Here is an 18,814-nt window from a genome sequence, read left to right on the forward strand (position 1 = left end):
GTTGACTTTTCAAGCCGGGATGATGTAATCAGAAAGCTTAAAGAAAAGAATGCGTATAACCAGGCGTTTTAATATATAAAAAGGATTTTCTTATGAAGTATTTTTCCCTTCTTCTGCCTCTTTTTGTTTGTATGTATTTTTTTTCGACCCCACTCTGCAGTGCCGGAGAAAGTGATACGGTCGCTCTTCAATCCATATCCTACAATCCCCTGACCAATGACAGAGAGACTGTTGTTTTTAAACTCGGTGCTACCATATCAGCAAAAATTTTTCAGTTGCATGGGGATAATCCCAGAATTGTGATAGATTTTCCAAATGTTGTCTACAGGGGGAAGAATGTTATTCCCGTGGAAAACGGTATCTTTGCCAATGCCATACGCATTGGTGCTCATACTGAACCGATTCGGAAAACACGGGTTGTGATTGATCTCGTAAAAAAGAATAAGATCCGGTACGAAAAATCATTTTCTGAAGAAGATAAGACATTGTTACTTACCTTGCTCAGAAAAGAAACAAAAACAGCAGATCCTCAGTCCACTGTTGTCAAAATGAAGATTGAGAAACAGGAAAGGGCAGTTCCACCGGTCTTTGCGGACAAGCCGGTATTGCAGGACCGGAAGGCTCCTCCACAAAAAGCAAATGTAAACCAGGTTGCAGCAAAACGACCTTCAGTGGCGGGGGAGGCAGATAAAAAATCTATCACTGCTCCGGAAATCGGAAAAGATATCGAGGAAAATAAAGCCAGGTTACTGGAAATTTCCTTTGATGATTCATCCAACAAGGGCGAGATGGTCATTTTTCGTCTCAATGATTTTTATCCTCCCTCTGTCTCCGCGATGGAAAAGGAAACACCCAGGGTAATCTGTGATTTCATGGACATGGAGTTGGGGCCGGATGTGAACAGGGCAATTTCTGCCAACGGAAAATATGTTGAGAAAATCACCACCACCAATCAGGGAAGTACAGATAAGATTGAGGTTGTTCTTGATCTGGCTCCGGACAGGGATTACGATCTGCAGCAGGTGTTTTTTAAAAATGACAATCTTTTTGTCCTGATCGTCAATGAACTGCCTCCGGAAATAGTCAGTGGCGGGAAAAAAAATAAAGAGAAGGGCGCTACGGAATGATCTGGCGCACATAGCCTGCCGGTGCCTTGAGATGGAAGTCTTTTTCTGTTAGATCGTCGGCAACAGCTATATTGCTCAGTTTTAAATCAATTTCCGTTGAATATTCAAGTCCGCTTACCCTGATTGTATATGGTTGCGCGCAACCGCTGACTGTTTTCCAATTGCCATAGTGAATTTCGCCGACCACTTTACCCCGAGCGTTTTCCAGGATACGTGAAAGAAGAAGAGTTTTTTCAGGATCAACCAGAAAATGTGTCAGTCCTTTAGCCGCAGTATGATCTCTTTTCTTCCTCCGTATTGTAATCCACACACCTCTTTTTTTTGCATCATTTCTCAGGTCAATAATATCTCCTTCGGGGAGGTGCACTGTTCCCCGCAACCATTCATTCCATGTGCCCTGGGTCAGTATTGATGGGATATTGTGCAGCATGCCGTAGGAGTAAGTATTGCCTTTGATATATCTTCTTTCAAAAGTGTTGATCAGCTGAAATCTTCTTTCAGTAACTGCAAAGGCCAGCAGTGTCTGGCCAAAGGGATTGGTGACGATAAATTTAAGGGAGGATGGATAATACAGCTGGAAATAACCTGATATCAGCTCTTTATTAAAGAGATTCTTGTAAAATATGGAAATATCACCATCAATGGGCTGTTCACAAAAGTTGCTTTTCTGATCGAGTGCCTGGAGGAGCTGCGTGGCCTTTTGGTTGTCCTCGTCTTCAATGGGGGCTGTCCATGGGTGATAGGCACACCCCGAGGCCAGAAGCCAGAAAAGGCATAATAAAACAGACGTTTTGCTATAATTACTCACCGCTTTCAAAAGCCCTGATTTTTTGCTTGACCAGGTTACGTTTTTTTTCATCCTTGAACATCTCATAAGCCTTTTTCCAGGTCTTCACAGCCATTTTATTCTGTTTCAGGGAGCTGTAGATGTCTCCCAGGTGTTCGAAAATGTGGGGGTCCCGGGGCTCCAGTTCCAGAGCTTTCAGTATTTCCTGCCGTGCTTTTTCAAAATTACCGAGGCGGTAATGGACCCAGCCCAGGCTGTCGATGATATACCCGTTGCCGGGTTTTAATTGTGCTGCTTTTTCAATATATTTCAGGGCTTTTTCCAGATGCACATTGTTGTCTGCCCAGGTATAGCCGATGAAATTCAAGGCTTCCGCATGGTCCGGCTTCAGGTCAATCACTTTCTGCATAATGGTCATTGCCTGACTGTGCGCACCATTTTTCTCCAGCAGAAGGCCATATTCAAAAAAGAGTTGAGGGTTTTCGGGATAAATATGCACAGCTTTATCGAGCAGGGAAATTGCCTTGTTATTTTTTTTCTGTCCCTGGTAGAAAACTGAAAGCAAGGCATAAAAAAGCGGGCTGCGTCTCTTGGGTGAAGCGATATTTTTTTCAAGCAGGTTTATTGCATCTTCAGGTTTTTTCAGTTTTCGCAGGATGCGGGTCTGCAGGTAGACGGCTTCTTCAAATATGACACTCGAGGGTGCAATTGATTGCAGGTGATGCAGGGCCAGGCTGTAATTTTTATTCTGGAAATAAATCATTGCCAACAGGTAATGCGGTTCCTGCTTTTCAGTTTTGTTGACGAGGTCAAGAAGAAGAGATTCTGCGGACGAGAGATCTTTTTTTCGCAGCAGAATTTTGGCTGCGATGATATCGATTCTTGTTTTATCCCTGCTTCGTTTCCGAATCTCTTTTAATTCTGTAAGAGCCTTGTCGTTGCGACCCATATCGAGAAGAACCTGGATGCGACTGAGCGATGCTCTTTCATCGTCGGGATCATTTCTGCTGACGGAAGAGTATATTCTGAGGGCGTCGGTATACTGTTTCTGTTCCGCATAGAACTGACCAATTTCAAAGGCCAGTTCTCTGGACCAGTTGAGGGCCAGGGCCTTTTCATACTCTTTAGCGGCTTCCTTTATTTTACCTTCTCTTTTCAGGGTACGGGCCAGGTAAAAATGAGCAAAATAGTGTTCATCATTATTTTTCAGCAGAAGTCGCAGTTTTTCCTCTGCAATACTGTACTCTTTTTTATAGCTGTAAAGGAAGGCGAGACGGAACTGGACATCTTCGTTATCCGGCTCTATTTCCAGGACGGCGTTATAGAGCTGGATAGCCCTGTCAGCCTTGTTTTGTCTGGCATAGAGATTGGCCAGAAAGAGTTTGAGTCGTATGGCATCGGGACTCTTTTCAATTTCCCTTTCAAGCCAGGCAATAGCCTTATCGGTCTCACCCATCTTCAGAAGAAGAACAGGGAGTTTACGTTTGACATAATCGGCTCTCCTGTCACAGATGAGGGCCTTCTGGTATGCTTCCAGAGCTTCCCTGTACTGCTCATTGCTTTCAGCATGGGATCCCCACAGGAAGTAGAAATAGGAGCAGGAAAGATCAGTGTTATCGTCTTCCGGTTGCTGGACGGTAGATGGGCGCGGAAAGGTACAGGATCCAAGGAGGATGCAGAACAAAAGCATGAGTGTTGCATACAGGCGGCTCATAGTTTTTCCTGAAAGTCGGGAGATCTGGAGAGCAGGAGGGAGACATGGTTGAGAACTCGACGGTGGACTTCTTCTATGGAACCATCGGCATCAATAATTTTTATATACGGTCTTCTGAGGTTGGCAAATATCCTGGCTGTCTTTTGTAAGTTTTCCAACTGTTCAAAATCATTTGGTTTTTCTTTTCTGCCAGAGATAATTCGCTCTATTCCCTGTTGAGCAGGAAGCTGAAAAAGCAGTGCCAGATCGGGATCAGGGGCAAAACTGTTACGTTCAAGTACCTCTTCAGGGTCAAAACCAAGAGCCCCCTGGTAGGCGGCGGTGGAAAGAAAATACCTGTCACAGAGAATTATTTTGCCACTGTCAAGTGCCGGTTGAATCAATTCGTTCACATGTTCGCGCCTATCAGCAAGGAAGAGTTCAAGTTCTTCTTCTCTACTGGATTCCGTTCGGTTCGTGTAGAGTTTTCTGATCAGCTGGCCGTACTGTCCGTTCGTTGGTTCCCTTGTGGCAATAACAGGGAGATTTTTATTACGGAGAACTGTGTAGAGGAGTTGCAACTGGGTCGATTTGCCAGTACCGTCTGTTCCTTCAAAGACGATGAGCAATCCTTTAGCCGCTTTATGCTGATCTGAAAATTCTTCCTCAGAAGGTGTTTCAGTCGCTGTCGGATTTATATCAGTTTTATTGCACCCGGAGGGCATAAATGGTTGAGCATTCTTGTCCAGCCGTTCTGGTTTATCAGGTTTCATAGATGTTGTTGCAGAGCCTTTTTTTTCGGTTGGAACTGATTTCAGAAGCCAATTGTACAGCTTCCGTGAGGCTGTCGCAACGGGCTATGCCTTTTCCGGCAATATCATAAGCAGTTCCATGATCAACCGATGTGCGGACAATACTGAGACCAAGGGTTACGTTTACACCATCATGAAAATGAAGGAGTTTGAAAGGTATGAGCCCCTGATCATGATACATACAAATGATTGTATCATAGGTGCCATACTCAGCCGCAGTAAAAAAAATCGTATCAGGAGGAAAAGGGCCGCTAACGTCAATACCTTCTTCCCTGGCCTGGAGAATGGCAGGATGAATCAACAGATCTTCTTCGTCCCCGAAAAGTCTGTTTTCACCGGCATGGGGGTTGACTCCGGCGACAGCAATACGGGGAGAAGCAATGCCAAAATCATTTTTTAATGACAGGTTGGTTATGCGAATGAGTTTTAAAACAGCATGAATTGAAAGAAGAGCAGTCACCTCTTTCAAGGCGCAATGGATGGTAACCAGGGTGACCTTCAGTCTTTTTCCTGCCATCATCATGGCATATCGGGGTGACCTGGTAAGATCCGCAAGCATTTCAGTATGACCGGGATAGGTGTATCCGGCGTTTTGCAAAGCGTCCTTGGAGATGGGACAGGTGCAGATAGCATCAAGTTGAGAATTCTGGACAAGTTCAACACCTTTTTCAATATAAGAAACCATGGCCTTCGCAGTATTCAGTGTGGGCTTGCCCCATTCAAGAGTGTCGGATGGAAGTTGTGAAAGTGACAATACGGGGATAGCGCGTTCAGGGATGTCAAGACCAGGTTGCCAGAGGGACGGCAGTAGACTGCATTCCAGTTCGTTACAGCATCTCTGGAGAATGCCAGGGTCACCGAGGACAATCGGGGTGAACCGGGAATCTGGAGTGCGCTGTTTAAAGTAGCGTACAATAATTTCCGGTCCTATTCCTGCGGGACAGCCCATTGTTATACCAATGATGTTCATAATATTTCTACCTGCCGGATATGCGAGGTTTTAAGGGCGCAGAAGTATTAACATCCCTGATCACTTACTTCAGCAGAGATCGAACGCGTTAACAATGAGCTCTATTTTCGGTGCACTGTTTTTTGTCATATTAACTGCAACAACATCAAAACGGGCTGCGGTATCATGGAGTTGTTTTTCCGTGAGGTAACATTGGGCAACCCGACTGATTTGTCGTTGTTTCCTTACTGTAACAGCCTCTAACGGATTACCGTGGGAGTGACCTGTTCTTGTCTTCACTTCAATGAAAACAAGATAATCATCTTTGCGGGCGATGATATCAATTTCGCCGAATTTTCTACGATAGTTTTTTTCAAGAACAGTGTATCCCTTTTTCTCTAGAAACAGGGTCGCCTCACTTTCTCCGGACCGACCTGTCTGAATTCTTCTGTCAGTCATGGGGGATAACGCCTTTAAAGGAGAAACGGTGGGCAGGGCAGGGTCCATGGGCAAGAAGCATCTTTCTGTGCTCCTTGGTGGGATACCCCTTGTTCTTTTTAAAATTGTAGAGAGGATAATGATCGTGCAGCTTTTCCATCAGATTGTCCCGATGAATTTTAGCGGCGATCGAGGCGGCCGCAATGGAGGCACTTTTGGATTCGCCCTTGATAAAACAATCCTGGGGGATATCGATCGGCACAGGAAATTTTCCGTCAATCAGGAGATAATCAGGGGTTGAGCCGGCTGCTTTGAGGTTAAGTACCGCTCGTTTCATGGCCAGGAGTGAAGCCTGAAGAATGTTAATCCTGTCAATGGTCTTTTCGCTGACAAGACCAATCCCAACCTGCGCGTCAATTTCAAAAAGAAATTGATTTATCTCTATTCGTCTGGAATGATTGAGTTTTTTTGAGTCCTGAAAAAGAGAATGATCACATTCAGGAGGGAGTATGACACAGGCTGCAACAACGGGGCCAGCCAAAGGGCCTCGACCTACCTCATCACATCCACCTACACCTGCAAGACCTCGGGAATAGAGCAATCTTTCGATCCGGAAATTGTCATCACCAAATGGAGAGGGTGTCAGGAGGCTGTCTGTCATACAAATGTACAAAAAAGTTGTCTCCACAGTTGAACGACTGTGGAGACAGACAGATAGTTGAATCAGCGGGTATAACCACGCTCCCGGATTCTGGCGGCCTTTCCTTTGCGTTCGCGGAGGTAGTACAGTCTGGATCGACGAACACGACCTCTGGTTACAACCTCAATTTTTTCAATACGAGGGTTGTGAACTGCAAAGGTTTTTTCGACGCCGACTCCATGGGAAATCTTCCTGACGGTATACGACGCATCCATGGACCCACGTTTGCGCTTGATCACGACTCCCTGGAAAATCTGTACCCTTTCCTTGTTGCCCTCAATAATGCGGATATGTACTTTTACAGTGTCCCCCGGACGGAACTCTGGAATGTCCTGTCGCATCTGTTCCTGATTTATTTTTTCGATTATTGTGCTCATAATGTTTTTTTTCGGTTAAAGGGTAATGTTTTTGCTTTTTTACAGTAAAATTTATCTGAAGTTCCAACCACGGAAGGGTTGTTCCTCTACAGGCCATCTTTGGAAATTGAATTTTCCTTATCTAATCTGAATGTTAAGAAAGATGTTTATTCTTTCAGCTCCTCGATTGTGTGAGATGATTTTTTTATTTTCTTGCCCTGCTGGATTTAGTTTCCTAGTAATCTGTCTATTACAATTGATGCAGCTGACCGCACCGAAAGGTGATTGTAATCTGAAGCTCCGGTAATTGGTGGTAAAACATGAACAGCCCGTTGCAAAAGTTCTGGCGCCAAGCCATGGGCTGTTCCAAACAGTAGAAGAACAGGGTGATTACTGTTGATCTCTTTTTTTACCTCACTGTACGATACAGAACAATTCTGTTTTCTTGCGCTGGTACAGACCAGAAAAGGTTTCCGGCTAAACCGTTTCTCGATATTTTCCTGCACATGTTCCAGATTGTCGGCCACCCTGACAATATTCAAAGCTTCCTTTCTGGCAGGGTTATACTGGCCACCGTGCCCTGTCAGCCAGTGGTCAAGCATTTCTCTGACCAGATTCTGCTGATCTGAATAGGGTGTCACTATATAATACCTGCTGACTCCATATGTTCTTGCGACCCGTGCTATATCATGAAGATCTAGATTAGTCACGGCTGAACCGATAATATCACCTTTTTTGTTCAGCACGGGATGGTGAATAAGAGCAATATGCAGACTTGTTTCACCCCTGTACACGTGCTTTTCCCTGTTGCAATGTCCTGACCTTTTCGTAAAGATCGTATTTCTTTAAAATTTTCAGTTCATCACTGCTGAATTTTTTTTCTCTGATCATTTCAGCACGCCGTTCAACAGTCCTTTTAACCGATTCTGCAAATCTAAATTCACCGATTCGACTATGGTCTCCTGAAAGAAGAATTTCAGGTACCTCCATCTCCCTGAAGACACGTGGCCTGGTGTATTGTGGATGCTTCAACAGTCCATTGCTGAAGGTATCCTTTTCGGCAGAATCAGAACAGCCAAGTACACCCGGCAGGAGTCGGGTAATGGAATCGATCAACACCATAGCTCCCAGCTCACCACCAGTGAGAATGTAATCTCCCAGGGAAATTTCCCTGTCTACAAATCGTTCCCTGAATCTTTCGTCAACTCCCTCATATCGCCCACAGACGAGTACAAGTGATGTTTCAAGGGATAACTCCCTTGCGATCACCTGGTTATATGTCTCACCCTGAGGGCTTAACAGAATAACCTTGGATGACGGGGCATTTTGTTTTACCTGTTCAACGGCCAATGCAAGGGGTTCAGCCTTCATCACCATCCCTTCTCCGCCACCGAAAGGCCGATCGTCAGTTGTATTGTGACGATCAAAGGTGAAATCCCTGAGATTTCTAAAGGTTACTTCAATAAGTCCTTCTTCCAGAGCCTTTCTGAGTATTCCTTCCCCCAGGGGGGAAGAAAGAAGATCAGGAAAGATTGTCAGTATCTCGAATCTCATTCGGGAGGATATCCGTTCCCGGCACTGTTTCTGTAAAGTTCAAGAAGACCGGGAGGGGGATCAATAGTGACTGCCTCTCCGGTTTCAGCAACAATAGTTTCCCTGGTTATCGGTACAAGAATCTCATTTTCACCGTCATGGATAACCAGAATGTCCTGTTTTCCATTGGAAAAGATATTTCCAACAGTACCGACGAAAACACCTGTGAGGTCATTCACCTTTTTTCCTATGACTTCATGCCAGTAGAATTCATCCTCTTTGAGTGCGGGAAGTTCCTTTCTGGCCAGAAGCACACCCATGCCTTCCAGATATTCGGCCCTGGTACGATCAGAAATGGATTCCAGATGAACAATCGCCATTTTACCCTTGTTACGAGTAGAAATAACTGAAAGGGCAGGGGACATCGTTCCTTTCCTGTCAACGAGGATCAACTCCTTGTATGCGCTGAGGTTCTCGGGTTGCCCAGAAAAAGACACCATCTTGAACTCTCCCCGCATACCATGAGCCTTCACAACTTTTCCCAGGAGTATGAAGTCCTGGGTAGGAAAAGAAAATTCCTGTGTCATCTGAATAATCCGTTTATTCGATAATCTCCAGCCTGGACCGTTTATCAAACCTGGCAGCTGAGGCAGAGAGCAGAGAGCGCATGGCTCTGGCTGTTCGGCCCTGTTTCCCGATGACCTTGCCAAGATCTTCGGGGGCAACTGTCAGCTCAATAGTTACCGAGTCATCTTCTTCGATAAGGTTCACTTTGACCTCATCAGGCTTATCGACAAGCGACCTGGCAATACACCCGATTAATTCCTGCATATTACTGCTCGGCAGCTACTGCTTTTTTTATAAGGCTTTTTACCGTTGTTGTAGGCAATGCTCCACGGCCAAGCCATTCCTGTAGTTTTTCCTCATTGATATTAACTTCTGCAGGGTCCTGCAAAGGATCGTATGTGCCTAAAATATCAAGAAATTTTCCGTCACGCTTGGCTTCGCTGTCTGCAACGATAATACGATAAAAAGGTTTTTTCTTTTTGCCAAGTCGTGTGAGTCGAATACGAACTGCCATTCCGGTTACTCCTCCGGTTATTATACACTTACTTAAATATGAAAATCATCGTTTCAACGTGGAGTTCAAACTTCATTTCTGATTTTCATGCTTCGTTTACATCCTGTTTTACCAGGGAACTATCTTCTTTTCATGCCCTTGGGCAATTTTCTTCGTTTGCGACCGGAAAAAGCACCCGGTTTGCCGCGAATTTTTTTCATCATCTTGAGCATCTGAGAATAACTTTTCAATACTCTGTTCACATCAGCAACTGCAGTACCGGAACCTGCCGCGATACGTTTTCTTCTGCTGGTGTTGATGATTTTATGGTTTTTTCTTTCCTGAAGGGTCATGGAACGAATGATTGCTTCAGTCTTGATGAGCTCTTTCTCGTCAGGTTTTGGTGCGTCTTTTAACTGTTTCAGTTTATTGATGCCCGGCACCATGTCGAGAATCTGTTCAAGCGACCCCATTTTTTTGATCTGTTGAATCTGGTCCAGAAAATCTTCAAGGGTAAACTGATTTTTTTTCAGTTTTTTGGCCAGGCGGTCTGCTTCTTTTTTGTCAACAACCGCTTCTGCCTTTTCAATGAGAGTCAGGACATCGCCCATTCCGAGAATACGGGAAGCAATTCTGTCTGGATGAAAAATCTCCAGAGCATCCAACCCCTCACCGACGCCGACGAACTTGATCGGCTTTCCGGTAACATGCTTAATGGAAAGAGCAGCACCACCCCGGGCATCACCCTCCATTTTTGTGAGCACTACACCGGTAATTTCAAGATCCTGATTAAATTTGTCGGCAACAGTAACCGCATCCTGACCGGTCATGGCATCTGCAACAAAAAGAATCTCAGTCAGAGGAACTGCTGTCTGGATCTCTCTCAATTCTCCCATCAGCTCCTCATCCACGTGGAGCCGACCTGCGGTATCTATAATAAGGGTATCATAATCATGTGCCGCAGCTTCAGTTATTGCCTGTCTGCAAATGTCAACCGGTTTGACGTCCTGAGTTGAAGGGTATACCGGTATATTCAGACGATCTCCAAGAACCTGTAACTGCTCTATGGCGGCAGGACGATAGATGTCTGCAGGGACAAGAAAAGGTTTTCTTCCCTTGCTTTTCAGCATGGAGGCGAGTTTTCCGGAAGTGGTGGTTTTACCTGAACCCTGCAGGCCGGCCATCATAATAATGACAGGTTGTCTGCCATCCAGCTGGATCTGTTCTGCAGACCCCCAAGAAGAGAAACCAGTTCTTCGTGAACAATCTTGATTATTTGCTGTCCAGGACTGAGACTTTTGGAAACTTCCCGGCCAATCGCCTTTTCCGTTACTGTTGTGACGAAATCCCTGGCGACTTTGAAGTTGACATCAGCTTCCAGGAGAGCAACACGCACCTCCCGCATTGCGTCTTTGATGTTTTCTTCCGTAAGTTTTCCATGCCCTCTGAGTTTTTTGAAAACTCCCTCGAGCCTGTCAGTTAGATTTTCAAACATAATTTATACAGCAAATTGTTTTAATGAGATCGTCATAAAATTCTGCTTTATTTCTACCCCGTTCAGAGGAATGAAATATCATATCTTTTCATATATTTCGACCTGCCGACAGAGTCATGGCAGATTTCTGATATCCTGAACCCAAAAAAGAAGAAAAATACTTTGTATTGACAGCTATGTCAAGCAGGGAACGTGAAGATAGTCGTTAAAATTTATGAAAACCAAATTTATTATATAGTACTGATTTGTAACATTCTGGAATTGTAAACTAATTTGCCTGTCGCTTCGATTTTGAAGAGTAGGTACCATAATTTTTGAAAATAAAAGTTGTGTTTGATTTTTTGAAACAATACGCATCTGTGCTCTTCTGTCCTGTATCAGCGCTGAATCTGTCAAGAGTGCATAACTTATAAATGGAGTGCTTGTCTGGATTGTCGGCTGTTTTGGCCTATCATTGTGAAGCAGTTTTCAAGATTTTGGATAACTGGGAAGCTTATTGCATGTAATATAATATGCTGTGTTATTTTACTAAAAATTCCGGATTCGTGGAATAGCGTGAGTCCTGTCTAGTTGATTGAGCGTTCGCTCACCTTTCTTTAACGTAAAGGTCCATCCTACGGAGTATGCATTAACAGCTTTGATTACATGTAATGATGTTGAAATTTTTGAGACTCTTTTTATTTATCATTTAAAAAAGCACGTAAATACAGTCTGATAAAAGTCCTGTCGGGCGGTTTTTGTCTTCGTTGATGAGAATGATAATTAAATTCCTGAAAATGAATGACGAATGTCCATCCATTCTGTTTTTTGACTTGAGTGTTGTTTAAATATTTGATAAATAAAACTGATATGTCGACTTCAGTTCCAAAATGGTATTTAGTATTTCAAATTTTACTGTTCGGTACGGATAGTTTTTTCCTGCACAGTCCATTTAACTAAATTGAAAAGGAGGGAATTGCATAAGACAGCAGCGAGGAATGAATTGGCAATTTATTGTGCGCTCAAACAATCACCTGTTTTGTTACGAAAGACTTGAACATTTAAGATTGGGCCGATGCAGGAGCAGGTGTTTGATCATGTCATTATTTTTATCCTAAAAGGAGATACAGATGTCACAACAGAATCAATCAGTTCCGGCGCAAGCATGGGTAACTGTTTTTGCCGGTATGTCAATAAACCTCTGTTTAGGTATTCTTTACGCCTGGAGTATATGGAAGTCAGCTCTTGTGAATGTTGATAAGGCTGGTGAAATCATGACCGGAATGAATGCCGGATGGGCCTATCTGAACAACGCTCAGGCGGCTACACCGTTTTCCATCTGTGTTATAATCTTTGCTCTCCTGATGATTCCCGGTGGACGTATTCAGGATAAACTTGGTCCGAAATTCGGCGCCACACTTGGTGGTTTGACTCTGGCCGTTGGATGTATTGTTGCCGGTCTTATGAAAAGCTATACCGGAATTATTCTCGGTTTTGGTGTTCTTGGCGGAATTGGAATGGGAATTGGTTACGCTGCCCCTACACCAGCTGCGTTGAAATGGTTCGGTCCCCACAAACGTGGTCTGATTGCCGGTATCGTTGTTGGTGGTTACGGTGGTGCAGCACTGTATATTGGTGGACTTGGTCAGTATCTCATAAACAAATACGGGATAACAGGAAGTTTTATCGGTCTTGGAGTTTTCTTTGCTGTTGTAGTTGTAATCGCTGGACAGTTACTGAAAACCCCGCCGGAAGGGTATAAACCACCGTCGCTGGAAGGGAGTAATGTCGCTACTGCTGGATCAACAATTACTAACTGGGATCCTGCTGAAGTTGTTAAAACATGGCAGTTTTATGCTCTCGTCGTTATGTTTATTCTGACAACCCAGTCCGGACTGCTGATTATTGGAAATGCAAAAGGGTTGATGGTCGCAGCTGCCAAGAACATGCCGTTTTTTGCGGCTAATGCCTGGATTCTTGTTTCCTTTGGTGGTCTTGTTAACGCCTCAGGACGTGTCGGGACAGGATTCTATTCAGATAAAATCGGACGTTTGAATGCTTACTGTCTTAACTGTGGCGTATCAGCACTTTGTCTCTTTTCCCTGCCTTATATCATCCAGTCTCAAAGTGTAGCACTGCTGTTCCTGGCGGTTGGTATCGCTTACTGGCAATATGGTGGCGGGTTGGCACTCATGCCTTCTTTTACTGCTGATTTCTTTGGTCCTAAAAATCTTGGTATGAACTACGGCCTCGTTTTTATCGGTTGGGGTCTTGGTGTTTTTGTTACCAGGCTTGCTGGTACCATTGAGGACGTAACCGGCAGTCTCAATTATGCGTTCTATCTCTCAGGCGCACTGCTTGTTGCAGGTGTCATACTGGCCCAGATGACCAGGCGACCAATGCATCACACGGAAGAAGCACCTGGAGAGGAAGTCACAGCTTAAATCCGGAGAAGATATCCGGTTTTTTGAGAATGGGTTTGCTGTAATGGACTCGAATTTATAAAGCCATGTATAAGGAGTTATTTTCATGAGTGAAAAGAATGTTGTTGAAACTTCAGAAGCTGAAATTGCTGTACACTGGCAGGAAGAGGATTATTATATGCCATCCCCGACCTTTATCGGGCAGGCTAATTTAACAGATGAATCCATATTTGAGCGATTCAGTCTCGATAATTTCCCGGACTATTATACAGAGTTTGCTGAACTTCTTACCTGGTACAAATATTGGGATGAGGTCCTCGATACCAGTGATGCTCCGTGCTGGAAATGGTTTAAAGGTGGTAAGTTGAATGCCAGCTATAATTGTATTGACAGGCATCTGAAGGATAATAAAAATAAAACGGCCATTCATTTTGTTCCCGAGCTTGAAGAGGAGAGGGTTCAGCATGTGACATATCAGGAACTTTATGTCAGGGTTAATGAATTTGCGGCACTTCTCCGTGACACGGCCGGACTGAAAAGAGGTGACCGGGTCACAATTCATATGCCGATGTCAGCCGAACTGCCCATAACAATGCTTGCTTGTGCACGGCTTGGAGTTATTCATTCGGTGGTATTCGGTGGTTTTTCTGCGAGTGCCTGTGCGGATCGTGTCGTTGACTCTCAAAGCCGTGTATTGATCACAATGGATGCCTATTATCGTGCCGGTAACCTGCTGAATCATAAGGCTGTTGATGATGAGGCATGTGAATTGGCCGCCGCTGACGGGCAGAAGGTTGATCAGCTGTTGATCTGGCAGCGTTACCCGGGAAAAATGTCAACTGATTCACCTCTGGTGGAAGGTCGTGATATTGTAGTAAATGATGAGTTGAAAAAGTATTACGGAGCTCGTGTTGAGCCGGAACAGATGTTGTCCGAAGATCCGCTTTTCCTGATGTATACAAGCGGGACAACCGGGAAGCCCAAAGGATGTCAGCACAGTACAGGAGGGTATCTTTCTTATGTAACGGCCATGTCCAAGTATATCCAGGATATACATCCTGAGGATGTTTACTGGTGTATGGCTGATATCGGCTGGATCACCGGACATTCCTTTATTGTATACGGCCCGCTCGCGCTTTGTGCTTCTTCCGTGATTTATGAAGGTGTTCCCACTTATCCGGATGCCGGCAGATCCTGGCGTATTGCTCAGGAACTTGATGTGAACATTTTCCATACTGCACCGACTGCTATTCGTGCACTGAGAAAGATCGGTCCGGATGAGCCTGCTAAGTATGACTACAATTTCAAGCATATGACGACCGTTGGTGAACCCATTGAGCCGGAGGTATGGAAGTGGTATGAGCGTGAAGTCGGCAAAGGCAAGGCCGTAATCGTTGATACTTACTGGCAGACTGAGACTGGCGGATTCCTCTGTAGTACCGTACCTGGTATTCAGGGTATGAAACCGGGCAGCGCCGGACCTGGTGTTCCTGGCATTCATCCGATCATTTTCGATGAAAATGGTGAGGTTCTGCCAAGCGGTTCCGGAAAGGCCGGTAATATCTGTATTCAGAATCCGTGGCCGGGTTGTTTTATGACCATCTGGGGTGACAGGGATCGTTTTGTTGACACCTATTTTTCTATGTATAATAAGGATCCAAACAGCAAGGACTGGCGAGACTGGCCATACCTGACAGGTGATGCGGCCGTTGAGGCGCCAGATGGTTATTTCAGGATTCTTGGGCGTATTGATGATGTTATCAATGTTTCGGGTCATCGCCTTGGTACCAAGGAAATTGAATCGGCAGCCCTTACTGTTGAAGAAGTTGCAGAAGCTGCTGTTGTGCCTGTTAATCATGAGATTAAAGGTAAGGAGCCGGAACTGTATGTATCTCTCAAGCCTGGATATGAGGCAACTCCTGAGCTGCAGCAGAAAATTGCTGATGCGATTACCTTCCAGATTGGTAAGATTGCTAAGTGTAAGAATGTCTGGATTGTACCTGATATGCCAAAGACCCGTTCCGGTAAGATCATGAGAAGGGTTCTCGGTGCCATCTCTAACAGAGGTGATGTCGGAAATGTTATGACTCTGGCCAATCCTGAAATTGTAGAAGAGATTCAGAATATGGTTGGTGAATAAACCTGTTCCCCGGATTTTCTGAACGGTCTGGTACCGGTCGGGAAATCCGGACTGGAAGTTGTATCTTTAGTAGTCCACTCTCCCAAAAAGGGAATCCTGTTGTGGGATTCCCTTTTTTTTTGTTTTTTCAGATGTTATGGGGGCAACAGTAGATATTTTCGGTAAAAAAGAGTAAAAAGGAAAACATTGTGAACTGAGAAATATGTCTGAGAATCCGCTACAGAAGGTACTTCTGCCGCAGTCGGATTTTCATTCTTTTTTTGTCCTGAGGGCATAAATTCCCACAGGGCGCAAGTAGCTGAGCCTTTGTGGTAGTCATATTTTCGGGACAATTATGGAAAATGATTTTTATTTGCCGTACCTTCTTGATTATTCAAACCTGACAGCAGAAAGTACGGTAATTTTTGTAATTGCAATCATGGCAGCGATTATTGTCAATGCAGAAGGACAGGCTTTTCTCGCAACTTTTCTCGGGGATTCGCGAACTGATGTGAAAGACAGGTTTCATTTCAATGTTTTTCTTCATATGTCCATTCCGGGAATGCTCTGTTTTCTGGTTGCAGGATTTGGATGGGTGAAGGAGATAGAGATAAACTCAAATAAATTTAAAAACTACCCGCGATTGTCTCTTGTGATCAGCAGGCTGGCTGGTCCTCTTGCCAATATCCTTCTGGCAAATATAGCAGCCAGTCTTTCGTGGATACTTGGAAATTTTGGATTTGTGGATAAGGTCTTTTCCTCAATGGTCGCAGTGAATATCACAATGGCGGTTTATGGTTTGCTGCCTGTACCTCCTTTGCCGGGTTCGTCGCTCCTTTTTGCTTTTTTCCCCGATAATCACACTTTTGACAGGCTGAAACACTGGCTCTGTAAAATCGGGCCATTTCTACTGATCGGTGGATTTGGCCTGATCAGGCTCTCAGGGTGGGAGGGAGTCAGTTCACTTGTTAATCCCATTGTTGTTTCTCTGATGAAATTCACCCTTGATTTTTAACAACCGGATCCCGAGAATACCCGATGATACACACTGATATTTGAACCCATCGAGTGCTGTGAATTGCATCGACGGGTTCAATGACAGGAGGGCATAATGCAAGGGCAATGTACAGTAAGAATACTGCTTTCTTCTTTATGCCAGTTCATTGAATTTACAGCTCAAGATAAGGTCCCCGTCCTCGTACCTTGTTTTAACCTTGTATGGCAGGGTTTTGAAGAGTGAAATCATGGCTTTGTTGCTGGGGAAGGTGTAGGCCATCAGTCCGGACACACCGTTTGCCCTGGCGGCGGCAGCAAGTTTTTTCAGGAATATCTTGCCCAGTCCCTTGCCCTGATACTCCTTGGATACGGAAAAGGCAACCTCCGTCATGTTGATATCTTTGAGTTTCATGCTTTCGGCAACGGCAACAACCTTGCTGAAACCAAATTCTCCCACAACCGCGACAAGGGTCAGGTCATTTATATAGTCAACATTGGAGCGTGACTCCATTTCTGGACGACCAAAAATTGTTTTCTGGCAGAAGAAACGTGAGAGGACATCCTCCTTGGGAAGGCTGTAGTAATGTTCCTGGATTCTTCTTTCATCAACAGGTTTGGCCGGGCGGATGGTGACTTTTTCTCCGTCAATGTTAATTGTGCTTTCCAACTGAACAGGATATACGGCCCTGGCCGCTTCACCAAGGTTCCTTTCTGGTCCTATATAGCCGAGTTTTTTGGCTTTTTCAAACAACTCCTCCCGGAATTGGGGGTGGGCGATAGTGATCATTGCCACCACTCTTTCCTGGATTGATTTACCGAACAGGTTGACTGCACCATATTCAGTTACCACGTAGTGAACATCCCCCTGGGAACGACGACTATAGTGTCAACTATATGTGGAACGATATTGGATTCAAGGCCGTTTTCTGTTTCAGATGCGGAAAAAAGCATCAGAATTGATCTGCCGCCGTTTGATCGCCTGGCACCACGTACGAAGTCGGGAATTCCAGAAACACCCGCAAATCTAGTAGATGCAGCAGCTTCTGCAACAACTTGACCGGTAAGATCCATGGTTCTGGCAACATTCATTGATACCATTCTATTGTGGCGGGAGATGATGAAGGGATCATTGACGTAGTCTGAAGGGTGAAAGTCAATCGCCGGGTTGTCGTTTAGAAATTCATAGAGGTCGGCACTGCCGATGGCCATGGAAGCAACCATTTTTCCATCGTTAAATCCTTTTTTGCGATTGTTTATGTTACCCCTGGCGTACAGTGACATGATGTCATCAGTGAGGAACTGGGAGTGCACGCCGAGGTCATTTTTGTCAGAAAGACCCTGGAGAGTGGCCTGGGACGCAGCATCAAGTCCAATCTGCAGGGTTGAGCCATCCTCAATCAACTTGGCGATATGATGACCTATTCTCTGGGCGGGTTCGGATGGCTCTTTGGAGGGAGGGACAGACAGGAGTTCCTCTTCGTGTTCTACTATGAGATTTACATCGTTGACATGGATAAAACTCTGTCCCATCACCCGGGGCATTTTGGGGTTTACCTGAGCGATGACAAATTCAGCGGATCTCGCTGCCGCCAGAGTTACATCAACCGAAATACCGAGACTCATCCAGCCGAAGTCATCCGGCGGAGATACCTGGATCAGGGCAACATTCAGAGGGAGTTTGCGGGTTGTAAACAGGGCAGGGACGTCAGACATGTTCATCGGTGTGACAAAGCGTTGCTGTCTGGCTATTGATTCGGATCTGGTGGACCCAAGGTAGATTGAGCGAATATTAAGACTTGTATCCCTGGTTTTGTCGGCAATGGCAGTAAGTGAAACAGTTTCCCGGCCGAGGAGTCTGACTATTTCCAGCCCGCTGAAGTGATTGGCCCTTTCTGTCAGAATCTGTACAAGAATCTGCGGTTCTCCGCAGCCCGATCCAATAAAAACTCTCTGGCCGGAGCGGATTTTTTCGATAGCTTTCAAGGGTGATGTCTTTTTTTCAATGTACGTATCTGCCCAGTAATCGGAGTTCGGCATTATTGTTCCTTTGGTCTTATGGGGAAAGAATTATATCAAGGGATATCCCTGAGTTGTAAAGTCTGTGTAGTCTGTTTTTCTGCTGTGAGCATTTGATTAATTTTGAATTGCTGAATTCTGGTCATAGTATAATCAGGACTGGTGCATTCTCAATCAGTTTTTGCTGCAATCAGAGAATCTGAAATGAAGGTGTTGATGTTGTTTGAAATTATACTGCCACCTCATCTGCATTTCTCATCAGTTCAGGCGGCGTCAGCTTCAAAGTTCCCGGAGCCTGCGCTTGCCTGGCTGTAATTTATAGTGGCCTGTA

17 protein-coding genes and 2 pseudogenes are annotated in these 18,814 nt (G+C 44.9%); 4 read left to right on the forward strand and 15 right to left on the reverse strand.

Going from position 1 to position 18,814, the window contains the following annotated elements:
* Positions 1–92 precede the first annotated feature (92 nt).
* On the forward strand, positions 93–1,127 hold the full coding sequence (locus LO777_RS05270; RefSeq protein ID WP_228856496.1) for an AMIN domain-containing protein: 1,035 nt from the start codon (positions 93–95) through the stop codon (positions 1,125–1,127).
* Here LO777_RS05270 and LO777_RS05275 read toward each other — a convergent pair.
* The 13 genes and pseudogenes from LO777_RS05275 to ffh form a co-directional block, all read right to left on the reverse strand.
* Positions 1,117–1,935, reverse strand: a complete 819-nt coding sequence (locus LO777_RS05275; RefSeq protein WP_228856497.1) for a DUF4292 domain-containing protein — start codon at positions 1,933–1,935, stop codon at positions 1,117–1,119. The two genes, LO777_RS05270 and LO777_RS05275, sit on opposite strands and share 11 nt — an antisense overlap.
* Entirely contained in the window at positions 1,928–3,628 is a 1,701-nt protein-coding gene (locus tag LO777_RS05280; protein ID WP_228856498.1) for a tetratricopeptide repeat protein, read from the reverse strand. The genes LO777_RS05275 and LO777_RS05280 overlap by 8 nt, the downstream gene beginning before the upstream one ends.
* On the reverse strand, positions 3,625–4,380 hold the full coding sequence (gene tmk, locus LO777_RS05285; protein WP_228856499.1) for a dTMP kinase: 756 nt from the start codon (positions 4,378–4,380) through the stop codon (positions 3,625–3,627). The genes LO777_RS05280 and tmk overlap by 4 nt, the downstream gene beginning before the upstream one ends.
* Positions 4,370–5,389 (reverse strand): 4-hydroxythreonine-4-phosphate dehydrogenase PdxA, encoded by a 1,020-nt coding sequence (gene pdxA, locus LO777_RS05290; protein WP_228856500.1) that lies wholly within the window; start codon positions 5,387–5,389, stop codon positions 4,370–4,372. The genes tmk and pdxA overlap by 11 nt, the downstream gene beginning before the upstream one ends.
* Before the next feature lie 69 nt (positions 5,390–5,458).
* Positions 5,459–5,827 carry a YraN family protein gene (locus LO777_RS05295; protein WP_228856501.1) on the reverse strand — a complete coding sequence of 123 codons (369 nt, stop codon included), beginning with the start codon at positions 5,825–5,827 and terminating at the stop codon, positions 5,459–5,461.
* Positions 5,820–6,467 (reverse strand): ribonuclease HII, encoded by a 648-nt coding sequence (locus LO777_RS05300; RefSeq protein WP_228856502.1) that lies wholly within the window; start codon positions 6,465–6,467, stop codon positions 5,820–5,822. Before LO777_RS05300 ends, LO777_RS05295 begins: the two co-directional genes overlap by 8 nt.
* A gap of 62 nt (positions 6,468–6,529) precedes the next feature.
* Positions 6,530–6,883 carry a 50S ribosomal protein L19 gene (gene rplS, locus LO777_RS05305; RefSeq protein ID WP_228856503.1) on the reverse strand — a complete coding sequence of 118 codons (354 nt, stop codon included), beginning with the start codon at positions 6,881–6,883 and terminating at the stop codon, positions 6,530–6,532.
* A 206-nt stretch (positions 6,884–7,089) separates the two neighbouring features.
* On the reverse strand, positions 7,090–7,656 hold the full coding sequence (locus tag LO777_RS05310) for an RNA methyltransferase (RefSeq protein ID WP_228856504.1): 567 nt from the start codon (positions 7,654–7,656) through the stop codon (positions 7,090–7,092).
* Positions 7,643–8,416: a tRNA (guanosine(37)-N1)-methyltransferase TrmD gene (trmD, locus tag LO777_RS05315; RefSeq protein WP_228856505.1), complete on the reverse strand. Its 774-nt coding sequence runs from the start codon at positions 8,414–8,416 to the stop codon at positions 7,643–7,645. Before trmD ends, LO777_RS05310 begins: the two co-directional genes overlap by 14 nt.
* Entirely contained in the window at positions 8,413–8,982 is a 570-nt protein-coding gene (gene rimM, locus LO777_RS05320) for a ribosome maturation factor RimM (protein WP_228856506.1), read from the reverse strand. Before rimM ends, trmD begins: the two co-directional genes overlap by 4 nt.
* A gap of 13 nt (positions 8,983–8,995) precedes the next feature.
* The gene (locus LO777_RS05325) at positions 8,996–9,226 is read right to left on the reverse strand and encodes a KH domain-containing protein (protein ID WP_228856507.1); all 231 of its coding nucleotides are present in this window, start codon (positions 9,224–9,226) and stop codon (positions 8,996–8,998) included.
* 1 nt (position 9,227) lies between these two features.
* Entirely contained in the window at positions 9,228–9,476 is a 249-nt protein-coding gene (gene rpsP, locus LO777_RS05330; protein ID WP_228856508.1) for a 30S ribosomal protein S16, read from the reverse strand.
* A 119-nt stretch (positions 9,477–9,595) separates the two neighbouring features.
* Positions 9,596–10,950: pseudogene (gene ffh / locus LO777_RS05335) on the reverse strand (signal recognition particle protein).
* A gap of 1,109 nt (positions 10,951–12,059) precedes the next feature.
* Between ffh and LO777_RS05340 the strand changes: the two are divergent.
* From LO777_RS05340 to LO777_RS05350, 3 genes are all read left to right on the forward strand, one after another.
* Positions 12,060–13,373 carry an L-lactate MFS transporter gene (locus LO777_RS05340; protein ID WP_228856509.1) on the forward strand — a complete coding sequence of 438 codons (1,314 nt, stop codon included), beginning with the start codon at positions 12,060–12,062 and terminating at the stop codon, positions 13,371–13,373.
* 85 nt (positions 13,374–13,458) lie between these two features.
* Positions 13,459–15,492: an acetate--CoA ligase gene (acs, locus tag LO777_RS05345; protein ID WP_228856510.1), complete on the forward strand. Its 2,034-nt coding sequence runs from the start codon at positions 13,459–13,461 to the stop codon at positions 15,490–15,492.
* A 334-nt stretch (positions 15,493–15,826) separates the two neighbouring features.
* The gene (locus tag LO777_RS05350) at positions 15,827–16,486 is read left to right on the forward strand and encodes a site-2 protease family protein (protein WP_228856511.1); all 660 of its coding nucleotides are present in this window, start codon (positions 15,827–15,829) and stop codon (positions 16,484–16,486) included.
* A gap of 135 nt (positions 16,487–16,621) precedes the next feature.
* Here the strand turns inward: LO777_RS05350 and LO777_RS05355 are convergent, their stop codons facing one another.
* A complete protein-coding gene (locus LO777_RS05355) occupies positions 16,622–17,254 on the reverse strand; it encodes a GNAT family N-acetyltransferase (RefSeq protein ID WP_407929120.1) in 633 nt (210 codons plus the stop codon).
* 9 nt (positions 17,255–17,263) lie between these two features.
* Positions 17,264–18,504 (reverse strand): annotated as a pseudogene (locus LO777_RS05360) (acetyl-CoA hydrolase/transferase family protein); the annotation flags it as partial.
* Between the last annotated feature and the right edge of the window lie 310 nt (positions 18,505–18,814).

Source organism: Desulfomarina profundi (assembly GCF_019703855.1).
Classification (GTDB): domain Bacteria; phylum Desulfobacterota; class Desulfobulbia; order Desulfobulbales; family Desulfocapsaceae; genus Desulfomarina; species Desulfomarina profundi.

Coding starts and splice junctions, on each gene's coding strand:
- rimM (WP_228856506.1), bottom strand. CDS start 8,982: ATGACACAGGAATTTTCTTTTCCTACCCAGGACTTCATACTCCTGGGA.
- LO777_RS05325 (WP_228856507.1), bottom strand. CDS start 9,226: ATGCAGGAATTAATCGGGTGTATTGCCAGGTCGCTTGTCGATAAGCCT.
- LO777_RS05280 (WP_228856498.1), bottom strand. CDS start 3,628: ATGAGCCGCCTGTATGCAACACTCATGCTTTTGTTCTGCATCCTCCTT.
- rpsP (WP_228856508.1), bottom strand. CDS start 9,476: ATGGCAGTTCGTATTCGACTCACACGACTTGGCAAAAAGAAAAAACCT.
- tmk (WP_228856499.1), bottom strand. CDS start 4,380: ATGAAACCTGATAAACCAGAACGGCTGGACAAGAATGCTCAACCATTT.
- rplS (WP_228856503.1), bottom strand. CDS start 6,883: ATGAGCACAATAATCGAAAAAATAAATCAGGAACAGATGCGACAGGAC.
- LO777_RS05355 (WP_407929120.1), bottom strand. CDS start 17,254: ATGATCACTATCGCCCACCCCCAATTCCGGGAGGAGTTGTTTGAAAAA.
- trmD (WP_228856505.1), bottom strand. CDS start 8,416: ATGAGATTCGAGATACTGACAATCTTTCCTGATCTTCTTTCTTCCCCC.
- LO777_RS05340 (WP_228856509.1), top strand. CDS start 12,060: ATGTCACAACAGAATCAATCAGTTCCGGCGCAAGCATGGGTAACTGTT.
- LO777_RS05350 (WP_228856511.1), top strand. CDS start 15,827: ATGGAAAATGATTTTTATTTGCCGTACCTTCTTGATTATTCAAACCTG.
- acs (WP_228856510.1), top strand. CDS start 13,459: ATGAGTGAAAAGAATGTTGTTGAAACTTCAGAAGCTGAAATTGCTGTA.
- pdxA (WP_228856500.1), bottom strand. CDS start 5,389: ATGAACATCATTGGTATAACAATGGGCTGTCCCGCAGGAATAGGACCG.
- LO777_RS05270 (WP_228856496.1), top strand. CDS start 93: ATGAAGTATTTTTCCCTTCTTCTGCCTCTTTTTGTTTGTATGTATTTT.
- LO777_RS05295 (WP_228856501.1), bottom strand. CDS start 5,827: ATGACTGACAGAAGAATTCAGACAGGTCGGTCCGGAGAAAGTGAGGCG.
- LO777_RS05300 (WP_228856502.1), bottom strand. CDS start 6,467: ATGACAGACAGCCTCCTGACACCCTCTCCATTTGGTGATGACAATTTC.